Annotated in this window: 21 protein-coding genes; 14 read left to right on the top strand and 7 right to left on the bottom strand. The window is 65.9% G+C overall.

The annotated features are described in order from the left end of the window. The first annotated feature begins 7 nt into the window (after window positions 1-7). The 4 genes from prpC (at window position 8) to prpD (ending at window position 6,747) form a co-directional block, all read left to right on the top strand. On the top strand, window positions 8-1,135 hold the full coding sequence (prpC, locus tag WCE05_RS11870; protein WP_225790180.1) for a 2-methylcitrate synthase: 1,128 nt from the start codon (window positions 8-10) through the stop codon (window positions 1,133-1,135). A 158-nt stretch (window positions 1,136-1,293) separates the two neighbouring features. Continuing rightward, window positions 1,294-3,882 (top strand): Fe/S-dependent 2-methylisocitrate dehydratase AcnD, encoded by a 2,589-nt coding sequence (gene acnD, locus WCE05_RS11865; RefSeq protein ID WP_368815990.1) that lies wholly within the window; start codon window positions 1,294-1,296, stop codon window positions 3,880-3,882. Between the two features lie 100 nt (window positions 3,883-3,982). After that, on the top strand, window positions 3,983-5,173 hold the full coding sequence (prpF, locus tag WCE05_RS11860; protein ID WP_253081742.1) for a 2-methylaconitate cis-trans isomerase PrpF: 1,191 nt from the start codon (window positions 3,983-3,985) through the stop codon (window positions 5,171-5,173). 89 nt (window positions 5,174-5,262) lie between these two features. Continuing rightward, window positions 5,263-6,747: a 2-methylcitrate dehydratase gene (prpD, locus tag WCE05_RS11855; RefSeq protein WP_225790182.1), complete on the top strand. Its 1,485-nt coding sequence runs from the start codon at window positions 5,263-5,265 to the stop codon at window positions 6,745-6,747. A 197-nt stretch (window positions 6,748-6,944) separates the two neighbouring features. On the opposite strand, the gene acnB is transcribed toward prpD, so the two are convergent. Further along, complete coding sequence (gene acnB, locus WCE05_RS11850; RefSeq protein ID WP_225790216.1) at window positions 6,945-9,554, bottom strand: bifunctional aconitate hydratase 2/2-methylisocitrate dehydratase; 2,610 nt, start codon at window positions 9,552-9,554, stop codon at window positions 6,945-6,947. Window positions 9,555-9,960: 406 nt separating this feature from the next. On the opposite strand from acnB, the gene WCE05_RS11845 reads away from it, so the two are divergent. Next, window positions 9,961-10,428: a DUF1289 domain-containing protein gene (locus tag WCE05_RS11845; RefSeq protein ID WP_253081429.1), complete on the top strand. Its 468-nt coding sequence runs from the start codon at window positions 9,961-9,963 to the stop codon at window positions 10,426-10,428. Window positions 10,429-10,513: 85 nt separating this feature from the next. Here the strand turns inward: WCE05_RS11845 and queD are convergent, their stop codons facing one another. Continuing rightward, window positions 10,514-10,870, bottom strand: a complete 357-nt coding sequence (gene queD, locus WCE05_RS11840) for a 6-carboxytetrahydropterin synthase QueD (protein ID WP_225790184.1) — start codon at window positions 10,868-10,870, stop codon at window positions 10,514-10,516. A gap of 63 nt (window positions 10,871-10,933) precedes the next feature. After that, entirely contained in the window at window positions 10,934-11,179 is a 246-nt protein-coding gene (locus WCE05_RS11835) for an AlpA family transcriptional regulator (protein WP_225790185.1), read from the bottom strand. Between the two features lie 29 nt (window positions 11,180-11,208). Here WCE05_RS11835 and WCE05_RS11830 point away from each other — a divergent pair, with 29 nt between their 5' ends. Both WCE05_RS11830 and WCE05_RS11825 read left to right on the top strand, forming a co-directional pair. Further along, window positions 11,209-11,445: a type II toxin-antitoxin system HicA family toxin gene (locus tag WCE05_RS11830; protein ID WP_225790186.1), complete on the top strand. Its 237-nt coding sequence runs from the start codon at window positions 11,209-11,211 to the stop codon at window positions 11,443-11,445. After that, window positions 11,445-11,786: a type II toxin-antitoxin system HicB family antitoxin gene (locus WCE05_RS11825; RefSeq protein WP_225790187.1), complete on the top strand. Its 342-nt coding sequence runs from the start codon at window positions 11,445-11,447 to the stop codon at window positions 11,784-11,786. Before WCE05_RS11830 ends, WCE05_RS11825 begins: the two co-directional genes overlap by 1 nt. Window positions 11,787-11,895: 109 nt before the next feature. On the opposite strand, the gene WCE05_RS11820 is transcribed toward WCE05_RS11825, so the two are convergent. Further along, on the bottom strand, window positions 11,896-12,975 hold the full coding sequence (locus WCE05_RS11820) for a patatin-like phospholipase family protein (RefSeq protein ID WP_368815976.1): 1,080 nt from the start codon (window positions 12,973-12,975) through the stop codon (window positions 11,896-11,898). 163 nt (window positions 12,976-13,138) lie between these two features. Between WCE05_RS11820 and WCE05_RS11815 the strand changes: the two genes are divergently transcribed. The 5 genes from WCE05_RS11815 to WCE05_RS11795 all read left to right on the top strand — a co-directional run bounded on the left by WCE05_RS11815 (window position 13,139) and on the right by WCE05_RS11795 (window position 17,145). After that, complete coding sequence (locus WCE05_RS11815) at window positions 13,139-13,447, top strand: PepSY domain-containing protein (RefSeq protein ID WP_225790189.1); 309 nt, start codon at window positions 13,139-13,141, stop codon at window positions 13,445-13,447. Next, window positions 13,447-13,761 carry a PepSY domain-containing protein gene (locus WCE05_RS11810; RefSeq protein ID WP_225790190.1) on the top strand — a complete coding sequence of 105 codons (315 nt, stop codon included), beginning with the start codon at window positions 13,447-13,449 and terminating at the stop codon, window positions 13,759-13,761. The genes WCE05_RS11815 and WCE05_RS11810 overlap by 1 nt, the downstream gene beginning before the upstream one ends. After that, entirely contained in the window at window positions 13,762-14,430 is a 669-nt protein-coding gene (locus tag WCE05_RS11805) for a response regulator transcription factor (RefSeq protein ID WP_225790191.1), read from the top strand. It begins immediately after the preceding gene. Further along, window positions 14,427-15,746 (top strand): sensor histidine kinase, encoded by a 1,320-nt coding sequence (locus WCE05_RS11800; RefSeq protein WP_368815975.1) that lies wholly within the window; start codon window positions 14,427-14,429, stop codon window positions 15,744-15,746. Before WCE05_RS11805 ends, WCE05_RS11800 begins: the two co-directional genes overlap by 4 nt. 241 nt (window positions 15,747-15,987) lie before the next feature. After that, on the top strand, window positions 15,988-17,145 hold the full coding sequence (locus WCE05_RS11795) for an HPP family protein (protein ID WP_368815974.1): 1,158 nt from the start codon (window positions 15,988-15,990) through the stop codon (window positions 17,143-17,145). On the opposite strand, the gene WCE05_RS11790 is transcribed toward WCE05_RS11795, so the two are convergent. Beyond that, the gene (locus WCE05_RS11790) at window positions 17,119-17,985 is read right to left on the bottom strand and encodes a LysR family transcriptional regulator (RefSeq protein WP_225790194.1); all 867 of its coding nucleotides are present in this window, start codon (window positions 17,983-17,985) and stop codon (window positions 17,119-17,121) included. The two genes, WCE05_RS11795 and WCE05_RS11790, sit on opposite strands and share 27 nt — an antisense overlap. A 178-nt stretch (window positions 17,986-18,163) precedes the next feature. Between WCE05_RS11790 and WCE05_RS11785 the strand changes: the two genes are divergently transcribed. Then, window positions 18,164-20,053: a propionyl-CoA synthetase gene (locus WCE05_RS11785; protein ID WP_368815973.1), complete on the top strand. Its 1,890-nt coding sequence runs from the start codon at window positions 18,164-18,166 to the stop codon at window positions 20,051-20,053. Window positions 20,054-20,100: 47 nt separating this feature from the next. Here the strand turns inward: WCE05_RS11785 and zapE are convergent, their stop codons facing one another. Continuing rightward, window positions 20,101-21,174, bottom strand: coding sequence for a cell division protein ZapE (gene zapE / locus WCE05_RS11780; RefSeq protein WP_368815972.1), 1,074 nt, complete (start codon window positions 21,172-21,174; stop codon window positions 20,101-20,103). Between the two features lie 166 nt (window positions 21,175-21,340). On the opposite strand from zapE, the gene WCE05_RS11775 reads away from it, so the two are divergent. Further along, on the top strand, window positions 21,341-21,766 hold the full coding sequence (locus tag WCE05_RS11775) for a DUF1810 domain-containing protein (RefSeq protein WP_225790197.1): 426 nt from the start codon (window positions 21,341-21,343) through the stop codon (window positions 21,764-21,766). A 6-nt stretch (window positions 21,767-21,772) separates the two neighbouring features. Here WCE05_RS11775 and WCE05_RS11770 read toward each other — a convergent pair whose 3' ends face one another. Then, a complete protein-coding gene (locus WCE05_RS11770) occupies window positions 21,773-22,015 on the bottom strand; it encodes a DUF465 domain-containing protein (protein WP_225790198.1) in 243 nt (80 codons plus the stop codon). Between the last annotated feature and the right edge of the window lie 148 nt (window positions 22,016-22,163).

Genomic DNA, 22,163 nt, shown 5'->3' with positions numbered 1-22,163 from the left:
ACACACCATGGCCGAAGCAAAAGTACTCAGTGGCGCAGGCCTGCGTGGCCAGGTGGCCGGGCAGACCGCCTTGTCGACCGTCGGCCAGGCCGGTGCCGGCCTGACCTACCGTGGTTACGATGTGCGTGACCTGGCGGCCGCTGCCGAATTCGAGGAAGTCGCCTACCTGCTGCTGTACGGCGAACTGCCGAGCAAGGCGGAACTTGCCGACTACAAGCGCAAGCTCAAGGGGCTGCGCGACTTGCCGCAAACCCTCAAGGAAGTGCTCGAGCGTATCCCGCGCGACGCCCACCCGATGGACGTGATGCGTACCGGCTGCTCGGTACTGGGTACCCTGGAACCGGAACTGACCTTCGAAGCCCAGCGCGAGAAGACCGATCGCCTGCTGGCGGTGTTCCCGGCGATCATGTGCTACTGGTACCGCTTCTCCCACCATGGCGTGCGCATCGACTGCACCAGCGACGAGGACACCCTTGGCGGTCACTTCCTGCACCTGCTGCACGGCAAGCAGCCGAGCCCGCTGCACGTCAAGGTGATGAACGTCTCGCTGATCCTCTACGCCGAGCACGAGTTCAACGCCTCGACCTTCACCGCCCGGGTCTGCGCCTCGACCCTGTCGGACCTGTACTCCTGCGTCACCGCCGCCATCGGCACGCTACGCGGCCCGCTGCACGGGGGCGCCAACGAAGCGGCGATGGAACTGATCGAGCGCTTCCAGAGCCCGCAGGAGGCGGTCGCCGAGCTGCTCAAGATGCTCGAGCGCAAGGACAAGATCATGGGCTTCGGCCATGCCATCTACAAGGAGTCCGACCCGCGTAACGAGGTGATCAAGGGCTGGTCCCGGCAGCTTGCCGACGAGGTGGGCGACAAGGTGCTGTACCCGGTCTCCGAAGCCATCGACAAGACCATGTGGGAGCAGAAGCGCCTGTTCCCCAACGCCGACTTCTACCATGCCTCGGCGTACCACTTCATGGGCATCCCGACCAAGCTGTTCACCCCGATCTTCGTCTGCTCGCGCCTGACCGGCTGGGCGGCGCACGTCTTCGAGCAACGCGCCAACAACCGCATCATCCGCCCAAGCGCCGAGTACATCGGTGTCGAACAGCGCCAGTTCGTGCCGATCGAGCAGCGCTGAATAGAAATAGAGAGGCAACCCGTTTCCCCTGTGGAAGCGGGCTTGCCCGCGAATGCGCCCGACCGGCCTACCCATGTGCGCCTGCTGACGCATTCGCGGGCAAGCCCGCTCCCACAGGGACGGTGGAGCCTTCCGAATCCTGTGACCGAGCCTGAATGATGAACACTGCATACCGCAAAGCCCTGCCAGGCACCGACCTGGACTACTTCGACGCCCGCGCGGCGGTCGAGGCGATCAAGCCCGGCGCCTACGATGGCCTGCCTTACACCTCCCGCGTGCTCGCCGAGAACCTGGTGCGCCGCTGCGACCCGGCGACCCTCAACGCCTCCCTGGAGCAGTTGATCGAGCGCAAGCGCGACCTCGACTTCCCCTGGTTCCCGGCGCGGGTGGTGTGCCATGACATCCTCGGCCAGACCGCCCTGGTCGACCTGGCTGGCCTGCGTGACGCCATTGCCGACAAAGGCGGTGACCCGGCCCAGGTCAACCCGGTGGTGCCGGTGCAACTGATCGTCGACCACTCGCTGGCGGTGGAGTGTGGTGGTTTCGATCCGCAGGCGTTCGAGAAGAACCGCGCCATCGAGGACCGTCGCAACGAAGACCGTTTCCATTTCATCAACTGGACCAAGAAGGCGTTCAAGAACGTCGACGTGATCCAGCCAGGCAACGGCATCATGCACCAGATCAACCTGGAGAAGATGTCGCCGGTGATCCACAACGACCGCGGCGTGGCCTACCCGGACACCTGTGTCGGCACCGACAGCCACACCCCGCACGTCGATGCCTTGGGCGTGATCGCCATCGGCGTCGGTGGCCTGGAGGCCGAGAACGTCATGCTCGGCCGGGCCTCCTGGATGCGCCTGCCAGAGATCGTCGGCGTCGAGCTGAGCGGCCGGCTCGCGCCGAACATCACCGCCACCGACCTGGTGCTGGCCCTGACCGAATTCCTGCGCAAGCAGAAAGTGGTCGGCGCCTACCTCGAGTTCCATGGCGAAGGCGCCCGTGCCCTGACCCTGGGCGACCGCGCCACCATCTCCAACATGGCCCCGGAGTACGGCGCCACCGCGGCGATGTTCGCCATCGACCAACAGACCATCGATTACCTGCGGCTGACCGGCCGCGAAGACCAGCAGGTCAAGCTGGTGGAAACCTACGCCAAGGCCGCCGGCCTGTGGGCCGACAACCTGGCCAAGGCCGAGTACGAGCGGGTGCTGCGCTTCGATCTGTCCAGCGTGGTGCGCAACATGGCCGGCCCGTCCAACCCGCACGCCCGTGTCGCCACCGCCGACCTGGCCGCCAAGGGCATCGCTGGCGCCTGGGAAGAGGTACCGGGGCAGATGCCCGACGGCGCGGTGATCATCGCCGCCATCACCAGTTGCACCAACACCAGCAACCCGCGCAACGTGATCGCCGCAGGCCTCCTGGCGCGCAATGCCAACAAGCTCGGCCTGGCGCGCAAGCCCTGGGTGAAGTCCTCCCTGGCTCCCGGCTCCAAGGCCGTGCAGCTGTACCTGCAGGAAGCGGGGCTGGAGCAGGAGCTCGAGCAACTGGGCTTTGGCATCGTCGCCTTCGCCTGCACCACCTGCAACGGCATGTCCGGCGCCCTGGACCCGAAGATCCAGCAGGAGATCATCGACCGCGACCTGTACGCCACCGCGGTGCTGTCGGGCAACCGTAACTTCGACGGGCGCATCCACCCGTACGCCAAGCAGGCGTTCCTCGCCTCGCCACCTCTGGTGGTGGCCTACGCCATCGCCGGCACCATCCGCTTCGACATCGAGAAGGACGTGCTGGGCGTGGTCGATGGCCGGGAGATCCGCCTCAAGGACATCTGGCCGAGCGACGAGGAAATCGACGCCGTGGTGCGTGCCGCGGTCAAGCCAGAGCAGTTCCGCCAGGTGTACATCCCGATGTTCGCCATCGAGCAGGACAAGGGGCCGAAGGTCGCGCCGCTGTATCAATGGCGGCCGATGAGCACCTACATCCGTCGCCCGCCGTACTGGGAAGGTGCCCTGGCCGGCGAGCGCAGCCTGCGTGGCATGCGCCCGCTGGCGGTGCTGCCGGACAACATCACCACCGACCACCTGTCGCCGTCCAACGCCATCCTGGCCAACAGTGCCGCGGGCGAGTACCTGGCGAAGATGGGCCTGCCGGAAGAGGACTTCAACTCCTACGCGACGCACCGTGGCGACCACCTGACCGCACAACGCGCCACCTTCGCCAACCCCAAGCTGTTCAACGAGATGGTGCGCAACGAGGATGGCAGCGTGAAGCAGGGCTCGCTGGCGCGCATCGAGCCGGAGGGCAAGGTGACCCGCATGTGGGAGGCGATCGAGACCTACATGGAGCGCAAGCAGCCGCTGATCATCGTCGCCGGTGCCGACTACGGCCAGGGCTCGTCCCGCGACTGGGCGGCCAAGGGCGTGCGCCTGGCGGGCGTGGAGGCGATCGTCGCCGAAGGCTTCGAGCGCATCCACCGCACCAACCTGGTGGGCATGGGCGTGTTGCCGCTGGAGTTCCAGCCAGGCACCAACCGCAAGACCCTGGACCTCGATGGCAGCGAGACCTACGACGTGCTCGGCGAGCGCACGCCGCGGGCGACCCTGACCCTGGTGGTGACCCGGCGCAATGGCGAGCGGGTCGAGGTGCCGGTGACCTGCCGCCTGGATACCGCCGAGGAAGTGTCGATCTACGAGGCCGGCGGGGTGTTGCAGCGCTTCGCCCAGGACTTCCTGGAAGCGACCGCCTGAGTGAAGCGGGCCGCTCCTGCCGGGGCGGCCTTGCGTCGCGAAAGGGCTGCGCAGCAGCCCCAGGTTTTCGCCGGAACGAAACAATCAGGACAGCACAGCAATGGCACATGTACCCCAGATCAGAATCCCCGCCACCTATATCCGTGGCGGCACCAGCAAGGGCGTGTTCTTCCGCCTGCAGGACCTGCCCGAGCGCGCCCAGGTCGCGGGCCCTGCCCGTGATGCGCTGCTGCTGCGGGTGATCGGTAGCCCCGATCCCTATGGCAAGCAGATCGATGGCATGGGCGGCGCCACCTCCAGCACCAGCAAGACGGTGATCCTCGCGCGCAGCACCCGCCCGGACCATGATGTCGACTACCTGTTCGGTCAGGTCGCCATCGACAAGGCCTTCGTCGACTGGAGCGGCAACTGCGGCAACCTCTCCGCCGCGGTCGGCGCCTTCGCCATCAGCGGCGGCCTGGTGGACCCTGCGCGCATTCCGCGCAACGGCACCGCCACCGTGCGCATCTGGCAGGCCAACATCGGCAAGACCATCATCGCCCATGTGCCGATCAGCGAAGGCGAGGTGCAGGAGACCGGCGACTTCGAGCTCGACGGCGTGACCTTCCCGGCGGCCGAAGTGCAACTGGAGTTCCTCGATCCGGCCGCCGACGAAGACGGCGACGGGGGCGCCATGTTCCCCACCGGCAACCTGGTGGACGACCTGGAGGTCCCCGGTGTCGGGACCCTCAAGGCGACCCTGATCAATGCCGGCATCCCGACCATCTTCGTCAATGCCGCCGAGATCGGCTACAGCGGCACGGAGCTGCAGGATGCGATCAATGGCGACCCCGAGGCGCTGGCCCGGTTCGAGGCCATCCGTGCCCATGGCGCGGTGCGCATGGGGTTGATCGAGCACGTCGACGAAGCCGCCGGGCGCCAGCACACGCCGAAGGTCGCCTTCGTCGCGCCGCCGACCTCGTATACCGCGTCCAGCGGCAAGGTGGTCGAGAGCGTAGACATCGACCTGTTGGTGCGCGCGCTGTCCATGGGCAAGCTGCACCACGCCATGATGGGCACCGCGGCAGTCGCCATCGGCACGGCCGCGGCCGTACCCGGCACCCTGGTGAACCTCGCCGCCGGCGGGGGCGAGCGCAGCGCCGTGCGTTTCGGCCACCCCTCTGGCACCTTGCGGGTCGGTGCCCAGGCGCGCAAGGTGGACGGTGAGTGGACGGTGACCAAGGCAATCATGAGCCGTAGCGCCCGCGTGTTGATGGAGGGCTGGGTACGCGTGCCTGGCGACAGCTTCTAGCACGCCTCTGGCGCTCGGCTTCGAAGAACGCAGGGCAGGCCCTGCGGTAGTGGGGCTGCTTTGCAGCCCTCATTCTCAAGGAGCAGAAGATGAGTGCCAACGTAGACCTGAACGACCGCCCGGACTACGACCGGGTGTTGCAAGCCATCGCCGACTACGTGCTCGACTACCGGGTCGAGTCGGCCGAGGCGCTGGACACGGCGCGCAACTGCCTGATGGATACCCTGGGCTGCGGCCTGCTGGCGCTGCGCTTCCCCGAGTGCACCAAGCACCTGGGGCCGCTGGTGGAGGGGACCGTGGTACCCCATGGCGCCCGGGTGCCTGGCACCGCCTACCGCCTGGACCCGGTCAAGGCAGCCTGGGACATCGGCTGTATCGTGCGTTGGCTGGACTACAACGACACCTGGCTGGCCGCCGAATGGGGGCATCCGTCCGACAACCTCGGCGGCATTCTCGCCGTGGCCGATCACCTGTCGCAAAAGCGCGTGGCCAATGGCGAGCCGGCGCTGACCCTGCGCGAGGTGCTCGAGGCGATGGTCATGGCCCACGAGATCCAGGGCGTGCTGGCCCTGGAGAACGCCTTCAATCGCGTCGGCCTGGACCATGTGTTGCTGGTCAAGGTCGCCTCCACGGCGGTGTGCGCCCGGCTGATGGGGGCCAACCGAGAACAACTGCTGTCGGCGCTGTCCCATGCTTTCGTCGACGGCCAGGCGTTGCGCACCTATCGCCATGCGCCCAATGCCGGTTCGCGCAAGTCGTGGGCGGCGGGCGATGCCTCCAGTCGCGGGGTGCGCCTGGCCGATATCGCCCTGCGTGGCGAGATGGGCATCCCCGGCGTACTGACCGCGCCCCAGTGGGGGTTCTACGATGTCTTGTTCAGCCACACCAACAAGGACCTCGCGCTCAAGCCCGAAGCCCAGCGCAGTTTCCGGCTACCCCAGCCGTTCGGCAGCTATGTGATGGAGAACGTGCTGTTCAAGATCAGCTTCCCTGCCGAGTTCCATGCCCAGACCGCCTGCGAGGCGGCGGTGGCCTTGCATCCGCAGGTGCGCGACCGGTTGGGCGAGATCGACCGCATCGTCATCACCACCCATGAGTCGGCGATCCGCATCATCTCCAAGGTCGGCCCCCTGGCCAACGCCGCCGACCGTGACCACTGCATTCAGTACATGACCGCCGTGCCGCTGATCTTCGGCAACCTGGTGGCCGAGCACTACGAGGATGCCTTCCATGCCGCCCACCCGCTGATCGATGCCTTGCGGGCGAAGATGCAGATCGTCGAGGAGCCGCGTTTCAGCCGTGAGTACCTGGAGGCGGACAAGCGCTCCATTGCCAATGGCGTGCAGGTGTTCTTCAAGGACGGTACGCAGACCGAGCAGGTGGTGGTGGAGTACCCCATCGGTCATCGGCGTCGGCGTGCGGAGGGGATTCCCTTGCTGGAAGCGAAGTTCAGGGAAAACCTGGCGACGCGCTTCGCCCCGCAGCGCTGCGAGACGATTTTCGCGCTGTGCAAGGATCAGGTGCGGCTGGAAGGCACGGCGGTGCACAGGTTCGTCGATCTGTTCGTGATCTGACCTCCCGCGAAGGGACTCTTTGCGGCCCATCGCCGGCAAGCCGGATCCTCCAGGGGCTGCGTCGATCACATAGGATGTGATTTGCAGGGCCATGGGAGCGGGCTTGCCCGCGAATGGGCCCACAAGCCCAACGAAAAAGCCCCGGCATCTCTGCCAGGGCTTTTTCTTGTAGCTTGCAGCTCGAAGCTTGACGCTTCTTACGCCTGGACCACCGGGATCTGGGCGTTGGCCGCCGCTTCGCGGAACTCGGCGATCTGGTCGAAGCTCAGGTAGCGGTAGACGTCGGCAGCCATGCTGTCGATGTCCTTGGCGTACTGCAGGTATTCCTCGACGGTCGGCAGCTTGCCGAGGATCGAGGCGACTGCGGCCAGTTCAGCCGATGCCAGGTAGACGTTGGTGGCGTCGCCCAGGCGGTTCGGGAAGTTACGGGTGGAGGTGGAGACCACGGTCGAGCCGGTCTGCACACGTGCCTGGTTACCCATGCACAGCGAGCAGCCTGGCATTTCCATGCGCGCACCGGCCTTGCCGTAGATGCCGTAGTAGCCTTCCTCGGTCAGCTGGTGGGCGTCCATCTTGGTTGGTGGCGCCAGCCACAGGCGGGTCGGGATGCCGCCTTTGACCTTGTCCAGCAGCTTGCCGGCAGCGCGGAAGTGACCGATGTTGGTCATGCACGAACCGATGAACACTTCGTCGATCTTGTCGCCGGCAACGGTCGACAGCAGGCGGGCGTCGTCCGGGTCGTTCGGCGCGCAGAGCACAGGCTCCTTGACGTCGGCCAGGTCGATCTCGATGACCGCGGCGTACTCGGCGTCGGCGTCGGCCGACAGCAGCTGCGGGTCGGCCAGCCAGGCTTCCATGGCTTGGGCGCGACGCTCCAGGGTACGGGCATCACCGTAGCCTTCGCTGATCATCCAGCGCAGCAGGGTGATGTTCGACTTCAGGTACTCGGCGATCGACTCTTCCGGCAGCTTGATGGTGCAACCGGCGGCGGAACGCTCGGCCGAGGCGTCGGACAGCTCGAACGCCTGCTCGACGGTCAGGTCGTTGAGGCCTTCGATCTCCAGGATGCGGCCAGAGAAGATGTTCTTCTTGCCCTTCTTCTCGACCGTCAGCAGGCCCTGCTGGATCGCGTAGTAAGGGATGGCGTGGACCAGGTCACGCAGGGTGATGCCCGGCTGCAGCTTGCCCTTGAAGCGCACCAGGACCGACTCTGGCATGTCCAGCGGCATGACGCCGGTGGCAGCGGCGAAAGCCACCAGGCCGGAACCGGCCGGGAAGGAAATGCCGATCGGGAAGCGGGTGTGCGAGTCGCCGCCGGTGCCGACGGTGTCAGGCAGCAGCATGCGGTTCAGCCAGCTGTGGATGATGCCGTCGCCCGGGCGCAGGGACACGCCGCCACGGGTGCGGATGAAATCCGGCAGGGTGTGGTGGGTGGTGACGTCGATCGGCTTCGGATAGGCCGCGGTGTGGCAGAACGACTGCATGACCAGGTCGGCGGAGAAGCCCAGGCAGGCCAGGTCCTTCAGCTCGTCGCGGGTCATCGGGCCGGTGGTGTCCTGGGAGCCGACGGTGGTCATCTTCGGCTCGCAGTAGGCGCCCGGGCGTACGCCCTGGCCTTCTGGCAGGCCGCAGGCACGGCCGACCATCTTCTGCGCCAGGGTGAAGCCCTTGCCGGAGTCGGCAGGCTGCTCGGGCTTCTTGAACAGGTCGGAAGCGCCCAGGCCCAGCTCGGCACGGGCCTTCTCGGTCAGGCCACGGCCGACGATCAGCGGGATACGGCCGCCAGCGCGGACTTCGTCGAGCAGCACTTCGGTCTTGAGCTCGAAGGTGGTGACCAGCTCGTCGCTACCGTTGCGGCGGACTTCGCCCTTGAACGGGTAGACGTCGATGACGTCGCCCATGGCCAGGTTGGTGCAGTCGAATTCGATCGGCAGGGCGCCGGCGTCTTCCATGGTGTTGTAGAAGATCGGGGCGATCTTGGTGCCGAAGCAGAAACCACCGGCGCGCTTGTTCGGCACGTACGGGATGTCGTCGCCGAAGAACCACAGCACGGAGTTGGTGGCGGATTTACGCGAGGAACCGGTGCCGACCACGTCGCCGACGTAGGCGACCGGGTGACCCTTGGCCTTGACTTCCTCGATCTGCTTGAGCGGGCCGACCGAGCCTGGCTGGACCGGCTCGATGCCGTCGCGGGCCATCTTCAGCATGGCCAGGGCGTGCAGCGGGATGTCCGGGCGCGACCAGGCATCCGGGGCAGGGGACAGGTCGTCGGTGTTGGTTTCGCCAGGCACCTTGAACACGGTCAGGGTGTATTTCTCGGCGATGGCCGGGCGGGCGGTGAACCACTCGCCAGCAGCCCAGGATTCCAGGACGGCCTTGGCATTGGCGTTGCCGGCCTTGGCTTTTTCAGCCACGTCGTGGAAGGCGTCGAACATCAGCAGGGTGTGCTTGAGCTGTTCGGCCGCGACGGTGCCCAGTTCGGCGTCGTCCAGCAGCGCGACCAGCGTCTCGATGTTGTAGCCGCCTTGCATGGTGCCCAGCAGCTCGGTGGCGTGCTTGCGGTCGATCAGCGGCGAGGTGGCTTCGCCCTTGGCGATGGCGGAGAGGAAAGCGGCCTTGACATAGGCGGCTTCGTCGACTCCTGGGGGAACGCGGTGGGTGATCAGGTCTACGAGGAAGGCTTCTTCGCCGGCCGGCGGGTTTTTCAGCAGCTCGACCAGGCCTGCAGTTTGTTCGGCGTTCAGCGGCTGGGGCACGACACCCAGGGCGGCACGCTCTTCGATGTGTTTGCGGTAGGCTTCAAGCACAGTTATTACCCTCATCAGTGGTCCCTAAAGGGAGTCCGGGACGCTCATCCAGCATTCCCATGCACCCATGCGCAATCACGGCTTTGTGGGCCGCCCAGCCAGGGTCGCAGGGAATCCTTACAGAAGCTGCTTTCAAAGTTTTACGCCTGTAGAACGGAGAGCTGATGAGGGGTTGGCCCGGGCATGCAGGCTGCATGACCCGAACCAACGCCGTTCTACCGGATGAACTGTGCTCGTGACGCTTTGAAAACAGCTTCCAACGGACATTGGTGCCTTGAAAAGGCGGTGTGATTCTACGGCAAAAAAAGGCAGAAGGTAAGGCGGCTCGCATGACTTTAACGAGTGACCCTGGTTAGACAAAGGGCTAACATGGGGCCGTGTTCCACCGCCAAGCCGTTGTTTTTCCATGTCCAACCAGTCCATCAAGACCCCTTGCGTCGGCCTCTGCTCCACGGTGTATGGAGACTCGGTGTGCCGCGGCTGCAAGCGTTTCCACCACGAAGTGATCCACTGGAACAGCTATGACGACGAGCAGAAGCGCGCCGTCTGGCAGCGCCTGGAGCAACTGCTGGTGCAGGTGATGATGGCCAAGCTGGAAGTGTTCGACAAAGACCGCCTGCGCCAGCAACTGGAGCAGCGTTCGATCCGTTTTCTGGCGCATCAGTCGGAATATTGCTGGGCCTACCAGCTGATCGCCCGTGGCGCCCGGATGATCCGTGACCTGGACGCCTACGGCATGGCCTTGCTGCCGGAGTTTCGCGATTGGGAGCTGCCGCAACTGCGCGATGCGATCGACCGGGAGTTCTTCCTGTTGTCGGAGGCGCATTACCAGCGCTACATCGCACCGTCCTTCCTCAAGGGCGCATTGGGGTAGGACGCTTGGCGCAGGCTGGCAGGGGAACGGATGGCCGAACGGCCTGTCCCTGGCCGGCACGTCGATCGTCGTGCGCCGCGCTGGCTCAATCCCCGCTGTATTCGCACCCGCTGGTGCAGGTCTCGTGGATGCGCACCTTGGACAGCTCCGGCAGCAGCGGCTTGACCTGGTCCCAGATCCACTTGGCGATCACTTCGCTGGTGGGGTTCTCAAGGCCGGGGATGTCGTTGAGGTAGTTGTGGTCCAACTGCTCGTAGATCGGCTTGAAGATCGCCTTGATCTCGGCGAAGTCGCGGATCCAGCCGGTGTGCGGGTCGAGCGGGCCGGTCAGGTGCAGGGCGACCTTGAACGAGTGACCGTGCAGGCGACCGCACTTGTGCCCGGCGGGGACGTTGGGCAGGCGGTGGGCCGATTCGAATGTGAACTCTTTGAAAATTTCCACTGGTGGACCTGTAATGCTGGCGGGGTAAGGGCTTGAGCGGAAACTGATGTTTCAATGTACTGCTCAATGTACTGATTGGTCGTCGCTGGGGCCGAAAGATGTCATCCACTGGGTGATGTCCGACTGGCGCCAGGCAACCGAGTTGGGTCCTATCTTAACCTGTTTTGGGAAGGTGCCTTCCCTTATTCGCGTGTGGACCGTGTTGCGACCCATTCCTGTTACGCGCAACACCTCATCGAGGCGCAGCAGTCGGTCAATACCTTCTGTGTTTGTGCTCTTTTCGAGGCGATTGACCTTCCGTGAAAGCAACTAAAATTAGTTGCATGAAAGGGGTCGAAATGTCCAGGCAAGAAAAGCTGCTGAACAAGCAAGCTGGGTTCACTTGGTCGGAACTGGTCACGCTGCTGCGCGGGCTTGGATACCGCCAGATCGAGGGCGATGGCAGCCGGGTGAAGTTCGATAACGGTAGCCCGCAGGCGATGATCAACCTGCACAAGCCGCACCCCGGCAATGAGCTGAAGGCCTACGTTAAACGCCAGGTGATAGAGCACTTGAAAGCAGGAGGATTGATCTGATGAGCACCATGTTGCAGCACCGGGGCTACTACGGCTCGATTGAGGCCAGCCCTGAAGACGATTGCCTGTTCGGCAAGCTCCAGTTCATTCGCGCCCTCGTCAGTTATGAGGGCGAGACGGTTGCCGAGCTGACCAAGGCGTTTCGCGATGCAGTGGACGACTACCTGGATACCTGTGTGTCGCTCGGACAGGAGCCGGAGACTCCGTGCAAGGGGTCGTTCAATGTGAGGGTCGGGCATGACCTGCACCTGGCGGCCAGTGTGGCAGCTAGCCGGCAAAACATTTCTTTGAATGACCTCACCCGCAAAGCGCTTAGCGAGTACCTGGGGCATCACGCATAGCCAGCAATAAAAAGCCCGCACTGCTATGCGGGCTAACGTAGGGGAGCGGATGAGCCTTCACTGTGCAGGGCAGGGCGTGAAAAAAGCGTGAAGTCTACCGGCATGCCCGTCACAAGGCTTGCAACCGTTCGTGCAGCCGCCCGCTGGCGATCAGCTCGAGCAGTTCGTCGCCCAGCCGCTGGCTTTCGGCGATAGCCTTGTACCAGTAGCGCTTGCGCGCCTGCGCATCGCCCATGAAACGCTTGAAGTCGTTGCGGTCTGGCAGTTTGCCGTAGGGCAGGGCGGCCAGGTACTGCGGCGAGGGCGTGACCAGCAGCACGTTCTGCAGGCGCGTGGCATCGCCCCGGCGCCAGGGCAGGGCCTTGTCGAACCAGCCGGGCACCACCTTGTCGGTGAAGTGCGGATAGAGCACCAGGTCGTCGCCGCGATAGGGCAGGTCCAGGTGGTAGTCCAGCAGGCCGCCGTCGCGGTAGGTGCCCACGCCTGCGCCCGGGATGTCGCGCACGCCTTGCATGACCATGGGGATCGACCCCGAGGCGAGCAAGGCGTGGCGCAGGTTGGCCAGATCCAGGGGCAGGCAGCGCGAAGGGAAGTCGGTCAGTTCGTCCAGCGGCGGTGCCGCGCGGCCATCGTGCAGGATCACCCGCTCGAAGTGCCGGGCCAGCCGTGGTCGGCCCAGCAGGTTGCTGGCGATCACCGACGACAGGCCCATGCCCAGGCGCCCCCGATGATCGTCGGCGAGCAGGCCGTGGCTTTTGACCACCATGATGTTCAGGCGGTAATGCGCGTTGCCCAGGATCTGCCCGTCGCGGCCTTGCAGCAGGTCGTCGAGCATGCGCTGGCAGCACTGGCTGACCTCGGCCGGGGTCACGCCCTTGGCGAAGTCCTGCTCGGTGTACAGCTCGCCCAGGCGGCGCAGGCCCGCGACCGGGTCGTCCAGGCAGGCGCTGGCGAAGCGCCAGGCGCCGATCGACGCGCCGATCAGGGCGCGTTGGCGTGGTGCCGAGGGCAGCCATTCGCCGAACAGAGCCAGGTCCAGGCCCTGGATGCCCAGCGGCTTGGGGCCACCGGCCGCGCCTGGCAGCACACCCACGTCGATGGCCCGCAGGCCGCGTTCGCGGATCTGCCGCAGGGCACGATGGCCGGCCTTGAAGGTCAGGGCAGGGTATTTGACGTGGATGGCGCTCATGGTGGATCTCGCGGGCAACAAGCGGGTCATTATAGGGTGTTCGGGGGCGCGAAGCGGCCCCCAGGCTGCGCTATCATGACGCCGCCTGCCTTCAGGTTGAATTAAGGACCCCCGGTTAGTCTTAACCCCGTAGACAACTTGTACATCTCGATGGAGAGAACCCATGAAGACTTTGACTGCCCTGTTCGCCGCCGCCGCCCTTGCCCTGGGTGCCAACGCCGCTTTCGCCAAGGATGTCCAGCCCGATGAAGTGGTCAAGCTGGTCAACGCCAAGACCATCAAGTCCCTGGACGAGCTGAAGGCCGCCGCCGTGGCCAAGCACCCGGGCGCCACCGTCACCGATTCGGAGCTGGAAAACGAATACGGCCGCTACATCTACAAGGTCGAGCTGCGCGACACCCAGAACGTCGAATGGGACGTGGACCTGGACGCCAAGACCGGTGAAGTGCTCAAGGACGAACGGGACAACTGATGATTGACCTCCCGCGAACGGCGCGCTACCTGGCACTTGCGCTGATGGCCGCCTGTTCGCTGGCGGGTGCCCGTGATCTCGACCAGGACGAAGCCCTCGAACTGCGCCAGAAGGGCATCATCCTGCCGTTGGAACAACTGCTCGAATCGGCCCTGGGGCGCTACCCCGGGGCCCGCCTGCTGGAGGCGGAACTGGAAGAAAAGCACGGCCGCTACGAGTACGAGGTCGAGCTGCTGACCCCGGCCGGCGTGGTCCGCGAGATCAAGCTCGACGCCCGCAACGGCGCGCTGCTCAAAGACGAGGAAGACGACTGAATGCGCCTGCTGCTTGTCGAGGACAACGTTCCCCTGGCCGACGAACTGATCGCCGGCCTGCAACGCCAGGGCTATGCCGTGGACTGGCTGGCCGATGGCCGCGATGCGGTATACCAGGGCCAGAGCGAACCGTACGACCTGATCATCCTTGACCTGGGCCTGCCGGGCTTGCCGGGGTTGGAGGTGCTGAGCCAGTGGCGGGCGGGTGGTCTCGGCGTGCCGGTGTTGATCCTCACCGCCCGCGGCTCCTGGGCCGAGCGCATCGAAGGGTTGAAGGCCGGTGCCGACGACTACTTGAGCAAACCCTTCCATCCTGAAGAGCTGCAACTGCGCATCCAGGCGCTGTTGCGCCGCGCCCGCGGGCTGGCCAACCAGCCGACGCTGGAGGCTGCCGGCCTGCACCTGGACGAAAGCCGCCAGTGCGTGACCCGCGAAGGCGTCGACATCCAGCTGACCGCTGCCGAGTTCCGCCTGCTGCGCTATTTCATGCTGCATCCACGGCAGGTGCTGTCCAAGAGCCACCTGGCCGAGCACCTCTACGATGGCGAGACCGAGCGCGACTCCAATGTCCTCGAAGTGCATGTCAACCACCTGCGGCGCAAGCTCGGGCGCAGTGTGATCGAGACCCGGCGCGGCCAGGGTTACGTCTATGCCGGGAGCGCCGGGTGAAGTCGATCCAGGCGCGCCTGAGCCTTGGCCTGGTCGCGGTGCTGGTGGTGGTCGGGCTGGCCCTGGCCCAACTGAGCCTGTGGCTGTTCGAAGTCGGCCTGCAACGCTACCTGGAGGCCGGCCTGCGCAAGGAAAGCGAGAACCTGCTGGTGGCGCTGGTGCGTGGGCCTTCCGGTTTGCAGCTGGACGAGCGGCGCATCTCCGCCGCGTACCAGCGGCCGTTCTCCGGCTACTACTTCCGTATCGATTTCGACCAGGGCACCTGGCGTTCGCGTTCGCTGTGGGACCTGGACATGCCCAGGCCGGCAGCGCCAGGCCTGGAGGACAGCCATGAGCTGGGACCGGAGGGCCAGCAACTGCTGGCGTTTCGCGCCGACTACCGACGGCTGGGCCAGGACATTTCCATCAGCGTCGCCCAGGACTATTCGCCGGTGCGCGACGGTTTCCGGCGCATGCAGCAGATTGGCCTGGGCCTGGGCCTGGTGGCGCTGGTGCTGGTGCTGGTGCTGCAGCGCATCACCGTGACCCGTTCGCTGCGCCCGCTGGAACGGGCACGCCAGCAGATCGCCCAGTTGCAGCAGGGGCAGCGCTCGCAGCTGGATGCCGAGGTGCCCAGCGAACTGCAGCCATTGGTGGATCAGATCAACCACCTGCTGGCCCATACCGAGGACAGCCTGCGCCGTTCGCGCAACGCCCTGGGCAACCTCGGCCATGCGTTGAAGACGCCGTTGGCCGTGCTGCTCAGCCTGGCCACCAGCGAACGCCTCAGGGACCTGCCCGAGGTCCGGGCGCAGATGCGCGAGCAACTGGAGCAGATCCAGCAGCGCCTGGCCCGTGAGCTCAATCGCGCGCGCCTGGCCGGCGATGCGCTGCCCGGCGCCCAGTTCGATTGCGATGCCGAGCTGCCGGGGTTGCTCGCGACGCTGGGCATGATCCATGGCGAAGGCCTGCTGCTCGAGCGCGACGTACCGCCGGGATTGCTCCTGCCCTGGGATCGTGAAGACTTGTTGGAGTTGCTCGGCAACCTGCTGGACAACGCCTGCAAGTGGGCCGACAGCGAAGTGCGCCTGGGCATCGCACCGACCACCGAAGGTTTCCAACTGTGGGTCGATGACGACGGCCCTGGCATCCCCGAGGCGCAGCGCCTGCAGGTGCTCGAGCGCGGTTCGCGGCTGGACGAGCAGGTCGACGGGCATGGCCTGGGGCTGGGCATCGTGCGGGATATCGTCGAAGCCTGGGGCGGCCGGCTATCGCTGCTGCAAAGCCCCCTCGGCGGGTTGCGGGTGAGCATCGACCTGCCGCGCAGGGGCCGCTGAGGCCCAGAGGCAAGCTTCAAGCCGCAAGCTTGCAGCCCCCCACTTCAATAAAATTGCAGTACAGACGCATTTTTTTGAATTGGCCCAGTTCCCCCGCCGCCCGGCACAATCCCTCGCGAAACTTTCCAGTTTTCATCTCCATGGACGGAGCCCATTACGCTATTGCATCCGCAATACAGGGCCCAGGCCGGTTCCGCTGGGCTTTCTTTTTAATCAGAAAAACTACGATCAAATCACTTCGATGTCTGCCTCGCGTCCCGAAAGTCGTCTGCAGCGCCTGCTTCCGGCGCCCCTGAACATCCCCCCCAGAGAATGGCTGCGCGCCGGCACCGGTGCGCTGCTGGGCCTGTTTCTCGCCGGTTGGCTATGCAGCATGGCCTATGGCCCGTCCATCGCCCTGCACCTGCTCGGCCCCCTGGCGGCCTCGGCGGTGCTGGTGTTCGCCGTGCACTCCGGGCCGCTGGCCCAGCCCTGGCCGGTGCTGGGCAGCTACGCTATCGCCTGCGCGGTGGGCCTGGCCATGCGCCAGGGCTTCGGCGCCGAACTGTGGGTGGCCGGCGCCGCGCTGGGGCTGTCGATCCTGGTGATGTGCCTGCTGCGCTGCCTGCACCCGCCGGGCGGCGGGGTGGCGGTGAGCGCGGTGCTGGCGGATTCGGGGCTGGTGGCCCTGGGCGACCACCTGCTCGAACCGGTCTTGCTCAATGCACTGATCCTGGTCACGGTGGCGGTGTTCTACAACCGCCTTACCGGCGTGCGCTACCCCAAGGGCGCCTTGCCGCGCAAGGACCTGCACCACACCCACGACCCCTTGCCGAGCGAGCGGGTCGGGGTGAGCAGCGAAGACCTCGACCTGGCCCTGGAAGAGCTGGGCGAGTTCGTCGACGTGACCCGCGACGAACTCGAACGCATCATCCTGGCCACCGAGCAACATGCCCTGCAGCGTAGCCTGGGCGGCATCACCGCCGCCTCGGTGATGTCCCGCGACGTGCAGTTCGCCTCGCCTGCGACGACCCTCGAGCAAGCCTGGGCAATGCTCTCCAGCCACCACCTCAAGACCCTGCCAGTGCTGGAAGGTGGCCGCCTGGTGGGTATCGTCAGCCTCAGCGACCTGGTCGGCCCGGCCATGGCCCGTGCGCGCTTCAGTTGGCGCGGCCTGTTCCGCCGCCAGGTGGTGCGCATGGAGCAGGTGATGAGCCGCCGGGTGATCAGCGTCAGCAGCCGGCATCCGCTGGATCGCCTGCTGCCGCTGCTCAGCGAGCAGGGCCTGCACTGCCTGCCGGTGCTCGACGGCGACACCTTGGTCGGCGTGATCACCCAGACCGACCTGATCGCCGGCCTCAAGCGGCACCTGCTCAATGCCGCCGCACAGCGCTCAGATAACCGGGTCCCAGCGCTGTGACCAATCGCTGTCGCCGGCTGCCACCAGCCGGCGCAGTACGCTGAAGGCCTGCTGCAGTGCCTCGCTGTCACGCTTGCGGGCGTAGACCAGGAAGGTCGGGTAGGTGAACTCCGGGGCCTGCGGCACCCGCTCGAATATGCCCCGCTCCAGGTAGGCCTGGACCACCCGCGTGCGGAAATAGCCGCTGCCGCCCTGGTCGAGGATGAACTGCAAGGCCAACGGCCCGAGGTTGAAACTCAGCGCCGGGCGTGCGCAGTCGGGCAGGGCGGCATCGTGCTGGCGGCGGAACGCCTCGCCCCAGTCGATGTAGATGTACGGCTCGGGTCGGTCGACCCGGCGCACGCGGATCAGCTTTTCTTCCATCAACTGCTCCACCTGCAGCCCCGGGCCGTAGGTCGGCTGGTACACCAGCGCGGCGTCGAGCAGGCCCATCTCCACCTTGCGCAGCAGCGACTCGCCATCGCTCACTTCGCTGCGGATGGCATGGCTGGGCAGTTCGTGGTGCAGCGCGCTGACCCAGTCGAGCATCATCGGGTTGCCCAGGCTCACCTCGCCACCCACGTGCAACACCTGCTGGCAGCCTTGGGGCAGTGGCAGGTCGCGGCGTGCGGCTTCCCAGGTCTGCACCAGTTGGTTGGCGTAGGTGACGAACGCCTCGCCGTCGCTGGTCAGGCTGGCACCGTTGCGGCTGCGCACGAACAACTGGCAGCCGAGCTGTTGCTCCAGGCGCTGGACCCGTGCGGTGATGGCCGTCTGTGACACGAACAGGCGTTCGGCGGCGGCGACCAGGCTGCCGCAACGCACGATTTCCAGAAAGGTACGGGCCTGATCGATATCCATTGAAGCGGCTCTGTGGCTGACGGGGAGCCCTATTCTAGGCCTTTGCACCGTAATGGGGCGACTGCCTCGTGCAATCTTGCATATCGGTTGCGACTTAAGTCCGATGGCGAGCGTAGGGTGCCGGTCCATACTCAGGGTTCGCCCTTCAATAACAACAAGTACCGGGTTGCAAATCGACATGAGCTACCAGCACAGCTACGCCCGTTCCATCGCCGACCCCGCCGCCTTCTGGGCCGAGCAGGCCGACCGCCTGGCCTGGCACCGCAAACCCTCGCTGACCCTGCAGGACAACCCCGACGGCACCCATCGCTGGTTCGCCGATGGCCGCCTGAACAGTTGCTACCTGGCCCTTGACCACCAGATCGAGCAGGGCCGGGGCGAGCAGCTCGCACTGATCTACGACTCGCCCGTGACCGGCGTGCAGCAAACCTTCACCTACCAGCAACTGCACGACGAGGTGGCACGCCTGGCCGGCCTGCTGCGCCAGTTGGGCGTGGGCAAGGGCGACGGGGTGATCATCTACATGCCCATGGTGCCCCAGGCGGCCATGGCCATGCTCGCCTGCGCACGGATCGGCGCGGTGCATTCGGTGGTGTTCGGAGGCTTCGCCGCCAACGAACTGGCCCTGCGCATCGACGATGCCCGGCCGAGCCTGCTGCTGACGGCCTCCTGCGGCCTGGAGTTCGACCGGGTGATCGAGTACAAGCCGCTGGTCGACCGCGCCTTGCAACTGGCTCGCCATCAGCCGCGCCATGTGCTGGTGCTGCAGCGGCCCCAGGCGCGTGCCACGCTGCAACCGGGCCGTGACCTGGACTGGCGCGAGGCGCTGGCCAGCGCCGAGCCGGTGGCACCGGTGGAGCTGGAGGCCGGTGACCCGCTCTACATCATGTACACCTCCGGGACCACCGGAAAGCCCAAGGGCATCGTGCGCGAGAACGGCGGCAACGCGGTCGCCCTGTGCTATGCCATGCGGCATATCTACGGCATGCAGGCCGGGGACGTGTGGTGGGGGATCTCCGACGTGGGCTGGGTGGTCGGCCATTCGCTGATCGTCTATGGCCCCTTGATGTGCGGTTGCACCACGGTGTTCTACGAAGGCAAGCCGATCCGCACCCCGGATGCCTCGGCCTACTGGCGGGTGGTGGAGCAGTACAAGGTCAATGGCCTGTTCTGCGCGCCCACCGCCATGCGTGCGATCCGCAAGGAAGACCCGGACGGCGAACTGATCCGCCGCCATGATCTGGGCTCGCTGCGCCAGTTGTTCCTGGCCGGGGAGAAGCTCGACTCCAGCACCCACGAATGGCTGGAGCGGGTCAGCGGCAAGCCGGTGCACGACCACTGGTGGCAGACCGAGACCGGTTGGCCGGTCACCGCGCCCTGCGTGGGCCTGCAAGGCAGCGCGGCGCGACCGGGCTCGAGCAACCGTGCGGTGCCGGGTTACCACGTCCAGGTGCTGGACGATGACGGCCGGCCCCTGGGGCCGAACCAGCAGGGCGCCATCGTCATCGCCCTGCCATTGCCGCCTGGTTGCAGCCAGACCCTCTGGGGTGACCACGAGCGTTACTTGCAGGCCTACCTGCGCACGTACCCGGGTTACTACCACACGGGCGATGGCGGCTACCTGGACGACGAAGGTTTCGTCTACATCATGGGGCGCACCGACGACGTGATAAACGTCTCCGGCCATCGCCTGTCCACGGGCGAGATGGAAGACCTGGTGGCACGGCATCCGGCAGTGGCCGAGTGCGCGGTGATCGGTGTGCACGACGAGATCAAGGGGCAGGTGCCGCTGGCGCTGGTGGTGCTCAAGGACGGCGAGGGCATCGCCGAGCAGCAGTTGCAGGCAGAACTGGTGGCCAGCGTGCGTGAGCAGATCGGTGCCCTGGCGTGTTTCAGTCGGGTGCGCCTGGTCAAGCGGCTGCCCAAGACCCGTTCCGGGAAGATCCTGCGGGCGGTGCTGCGCAAGATCGCCGACGGGCAGGACTACGTGCCGCCCTCGACCCTGGATGATCCGGCGGTGCTGGGGGAAATCGAGGGAGTACTGGCGGACCTGCCCAGGGCTGGCTGATCGGTCAGGGCTTTCAACATTCGGGGGCTGCAAAGCAGCCCCAGCATTCACCCCGGCCCAACCTGATGCAACTGCCCCAGCCGGCTGCGTGTGCGCATCAGGTCGGCGATCGCCCCGCCCAGGCTGTGCGCCAAGGCCCGTCGCCCGATCACGGTCACTGCCTTGTCCTGGTCGTAGAGCACATCCACCAGGTTGACGAACCGCTGCTGCGCCGCCAGCGAACACGCGGCCAGGTCGTCCAGCCCCTCGATGATCCAGCGGTCATAACGGTTGGCGAGCTCCAGGTAGTCGATCACCGCCGTGGGTCGTTCGCACAGGTCGTCGAAGGTGAACATCACCTGCCGTCCCTCGCTGTACAACGCACGCAGGCTGCGCTTGTTCACCTCCAGCATGACCGGCTGCGCGGCCGGCACCGCCAGTGCCTGGCGCTGTTCGGTATCGCCCGGCCAGAGGTAATGCCCACGGGTGAAGCGCTGGTACGCGCGGTTGGTCGGCAGGCTGCGAAAGTCCGTGTCGCCCGCCACCTCCAGCACCTGCATGCGCTGGTTGATCAGGCGGATCACCGGCAGGAACCGCTCGTGGTACAGCGGGTTGGGCAGCAACCCCTCGGGCGCGTAGTTGGATGTCACCAGCAGGAACACCCCGCGGTCGAACAGGGCATTGAACAGCCGGGTGAGCAACATGGCATCGCCGATGTCATGCACGTGGAATTCGTCGAAGCACAGCACCCGGCAGTCCTCCAGCAGCTCGGTGAGGGTCGTGCCCAGGGCGTCGTCCAGCGCCCGGTGGCGGTGCATGCCCTGGTGCAGGCGGGCGAAGAAGTCATGGAAATGCAGGCGGCGCTTGGCCTGCACGGGCACGGCCTGGAAGAACCCATCGAGCAGCCAGCTCTTGCCGCGCCCGACCGAACCATGCAGGTAGAGGCTGCGGGCCTGGCCATGTTCCAGCACCGCCAACTGCCGGGCCATGCACTGGATCACCTGGCGCTGCCCGTCGCTGAGCGTGTAGCCGCGGCTGACGGCCTTGTCCTGGAACAACGCCAGCAGTGCGTTGCCGGCGGGCGATGCCTTGTCGAGGCGCCGGCGCAGGTGACGTAGTGGTGTGGGAATCCAGGCGGGCAAGACGAAGGCTCCTCGGGGCGGATGGCAGGGTAGGGGGCAGCTTGCGCGAGCCGGGGCATTTTGATCAATCGAGAATGTGCCGGGCAATCATCGTGAAAGGCGATCGCTCCCTTCGCCCTGGCTACACTGGAAGGCTGGAACATTCCACCCGCATCGGGAGGCCTGTATGAGCGATCCCTACCACCTGGCCCGCTTCGTCGAAGCCCAGGACCCGGTGATCGACCGGGTGCTGCAGGAACTGCAGGCCGGTCGCAAGGCCAGCCACTGGATGTGGTTCGTCTTCCCCCAACTCGATGGCCTCGGCCGCAGCGCCATGGCCGAGCGCTACGCCCTCTCAGGTGTCGACGAGGCCCGTGCCTACCTGCGCCATCCCGTGCTGGGGCCGCGCCTGGAGGCCTGCGTCAATGCGCTGATGCAGCACTGCGACAAGAGCGCCCGGCAGATCCTCGGCAGCCCCGATGATCTCAAGCTGCGCTCGTGCCTGACCCTGTTCGCCCAGGTCGACCCAAGTAACCCGCTGTTCCAGTTGGCCCTGGTGCAGTTCTACCAGGGCGAGCCCGACGCGCTCACGCTCGGGCTGCTCGGCCAGTGACGGCGGTCAGGCCTTGCGTTCGAGCTGGCGCTCGATCATGTACTTCACCGCCAGGCGTCGTTCCTTGAGACGATGCAGGTCATCGTCGGTGACATTGCCCGCCGAGATCGACTCGGCCGCCAGAACCTGGTTGTCGATGTCCACGTATTCGTCCAGCAGGCGGTCCAGCTCCTTGTCCTGCTGGCGGCGCTGCTGGACGATCTCGCGAGGGTAGTGCAGGTCTTGGTAGAGGTCATGGGAAACTGGCATGGGGCCCTCCTTGTGATGCGCAGGCATTGCTTACCTGATTGGAATGGGCGATCGGGCTGGTGTTGAAGCGAGGCGGGGAAAAAACGACGGGCGGTCATGCCGTTGTCTTAGGAACGGGGGGCTTCTGGCGCAGGTAACCTTACATACC

Origin of the sequence: Pseudomonas sp. I2, assembly GCF_040984075.1 — a bacterium.
Classification (GTDB): Bacteria; Pseudomonadota; Gammaproteobacteria; order Pseudomonadales; family Pseudomonadaceae; genus Aquipseudomonas; species Aquipseudomonas guariconensis_B.
Note: the sequence above shows the minus strand (reverse complement) of the source record. Positions and strands in the feature narration are given on the sequence as shown.

Excerpts from the sequence above, each read along its gene's own strand:
- WCE05_RS11790 (WP_225790194.1), bottom strand. The coding sequence starts at position 17,985 with ATGGATATCGATCAGGCCCGTACCTTTCTGGAAATCGTGCGTTGCGGC.
- WCE05_RS11770 (WP_225790198.1), bottom strand. The coding sequence starts at position 22,015 with ATGCCAGTTTCCCATGACCTCTACCAAGACCTGCACTACCCTCGCGAG.
- WCE05_RS11785 (WP_368815973.1), top strand. The coding sequence starts at position 18,164 with ATGAGCTACCAGCACAGCTACGCCCGTTCCATCGCCGACCCCGCCGCC.
- prpC (WP_225790180.1), top strand. The coding sequence starts at position 8 with ATGGCCGAAGCAAAAGTACTCAGTGGCGCAGGCCTGCGTGGCCAGGTG.
- WCE05_RS11805 (WP_225790191.1), top strand. The coding sequence starts at position 13,762 with ATGCGCCTGCTGCTTGTCGAGGACAACGTTCCCCTGGCCGACGAACTG.
- WCE05_RS11815 (WP_225790189.1), top strand. The coding sequence starts at position 13,139 with ATGAAGACTTTGACTGCCCTGTTCGCCGCCGCCGCCCTTGCCCTGGGT.
- WCE05_RS11820 (WP_368815976.1), bottom strand. The coding sequence starts at position 12,975 with ATGAGCGCCATCCACGTCAAATACCCTGCCCTGACCTTCAAGGCCGGC.
- WCE05_RS11830 (WP_225790186.1), top strand. The coding sequence starts at position 11,209 with ATGTCCAGGCAAGAAAAGCTGCTGAACAAGCAAGCTGGGTTCACTTGG.
- acnD (WP_368815990.1), top strand. The coding sequence starts at position 1,294 with ATGAACACTGCATACCGCAAAGCCCTGCCAGGCACCGACCTGGACTAC.
- WCE05_RS11825 (WP_225790187.1), top strand. The coding sequence starts at position 11,445 with ATGAGCACCATGTTGCAGCACCGGGGCTACTACGGCTCGATTGAGGCC.
- prpF (WP_253081742.1), top strand. The coding sequence starts at position 3,983 with ATGGCACATGTACCCCAGATCAGAATCCCCGCCACCTATATCCGTGGC.
- WCE05_RS11845 (WP_253081429.1), top strand. The coding sequence starts at position 9,961 with ATGTCCAACCAGTCCATCAAGACCCCTTGCGTCGGCCTCTGCTCCACG.
- WCE05_RS11795 (WP_368815974.1), top strand. The coding sequence starts at position 15,988 with ATGTCTGCCTCGCGTCCCGAAAGTCGTCTGCAGCGCCTGCTTCCGGCG.
- WCE05_RS11775 (WP_225790197.1), top strand. The coding sequence starts at position 21,341 with ATGAGCGATCCCTACCACCTGGCCCGCTTCGTCGAAGCCCAGGACCCG.
- prpD (WP_225790182.1), top strand. The coding sequence starts at position 5,263 with ATGAGTGCCAACGTAGACCTGAACGACCGCCCGGACTACGACCGGGTG.
- WCE05_RS11810 (WP_225790190.1), top strand. The coding sequence starts at position 13,447 with ATGATTGACCTCCCGCGAACGGCGCGCTACCTGGCACTTGCGCTGATG.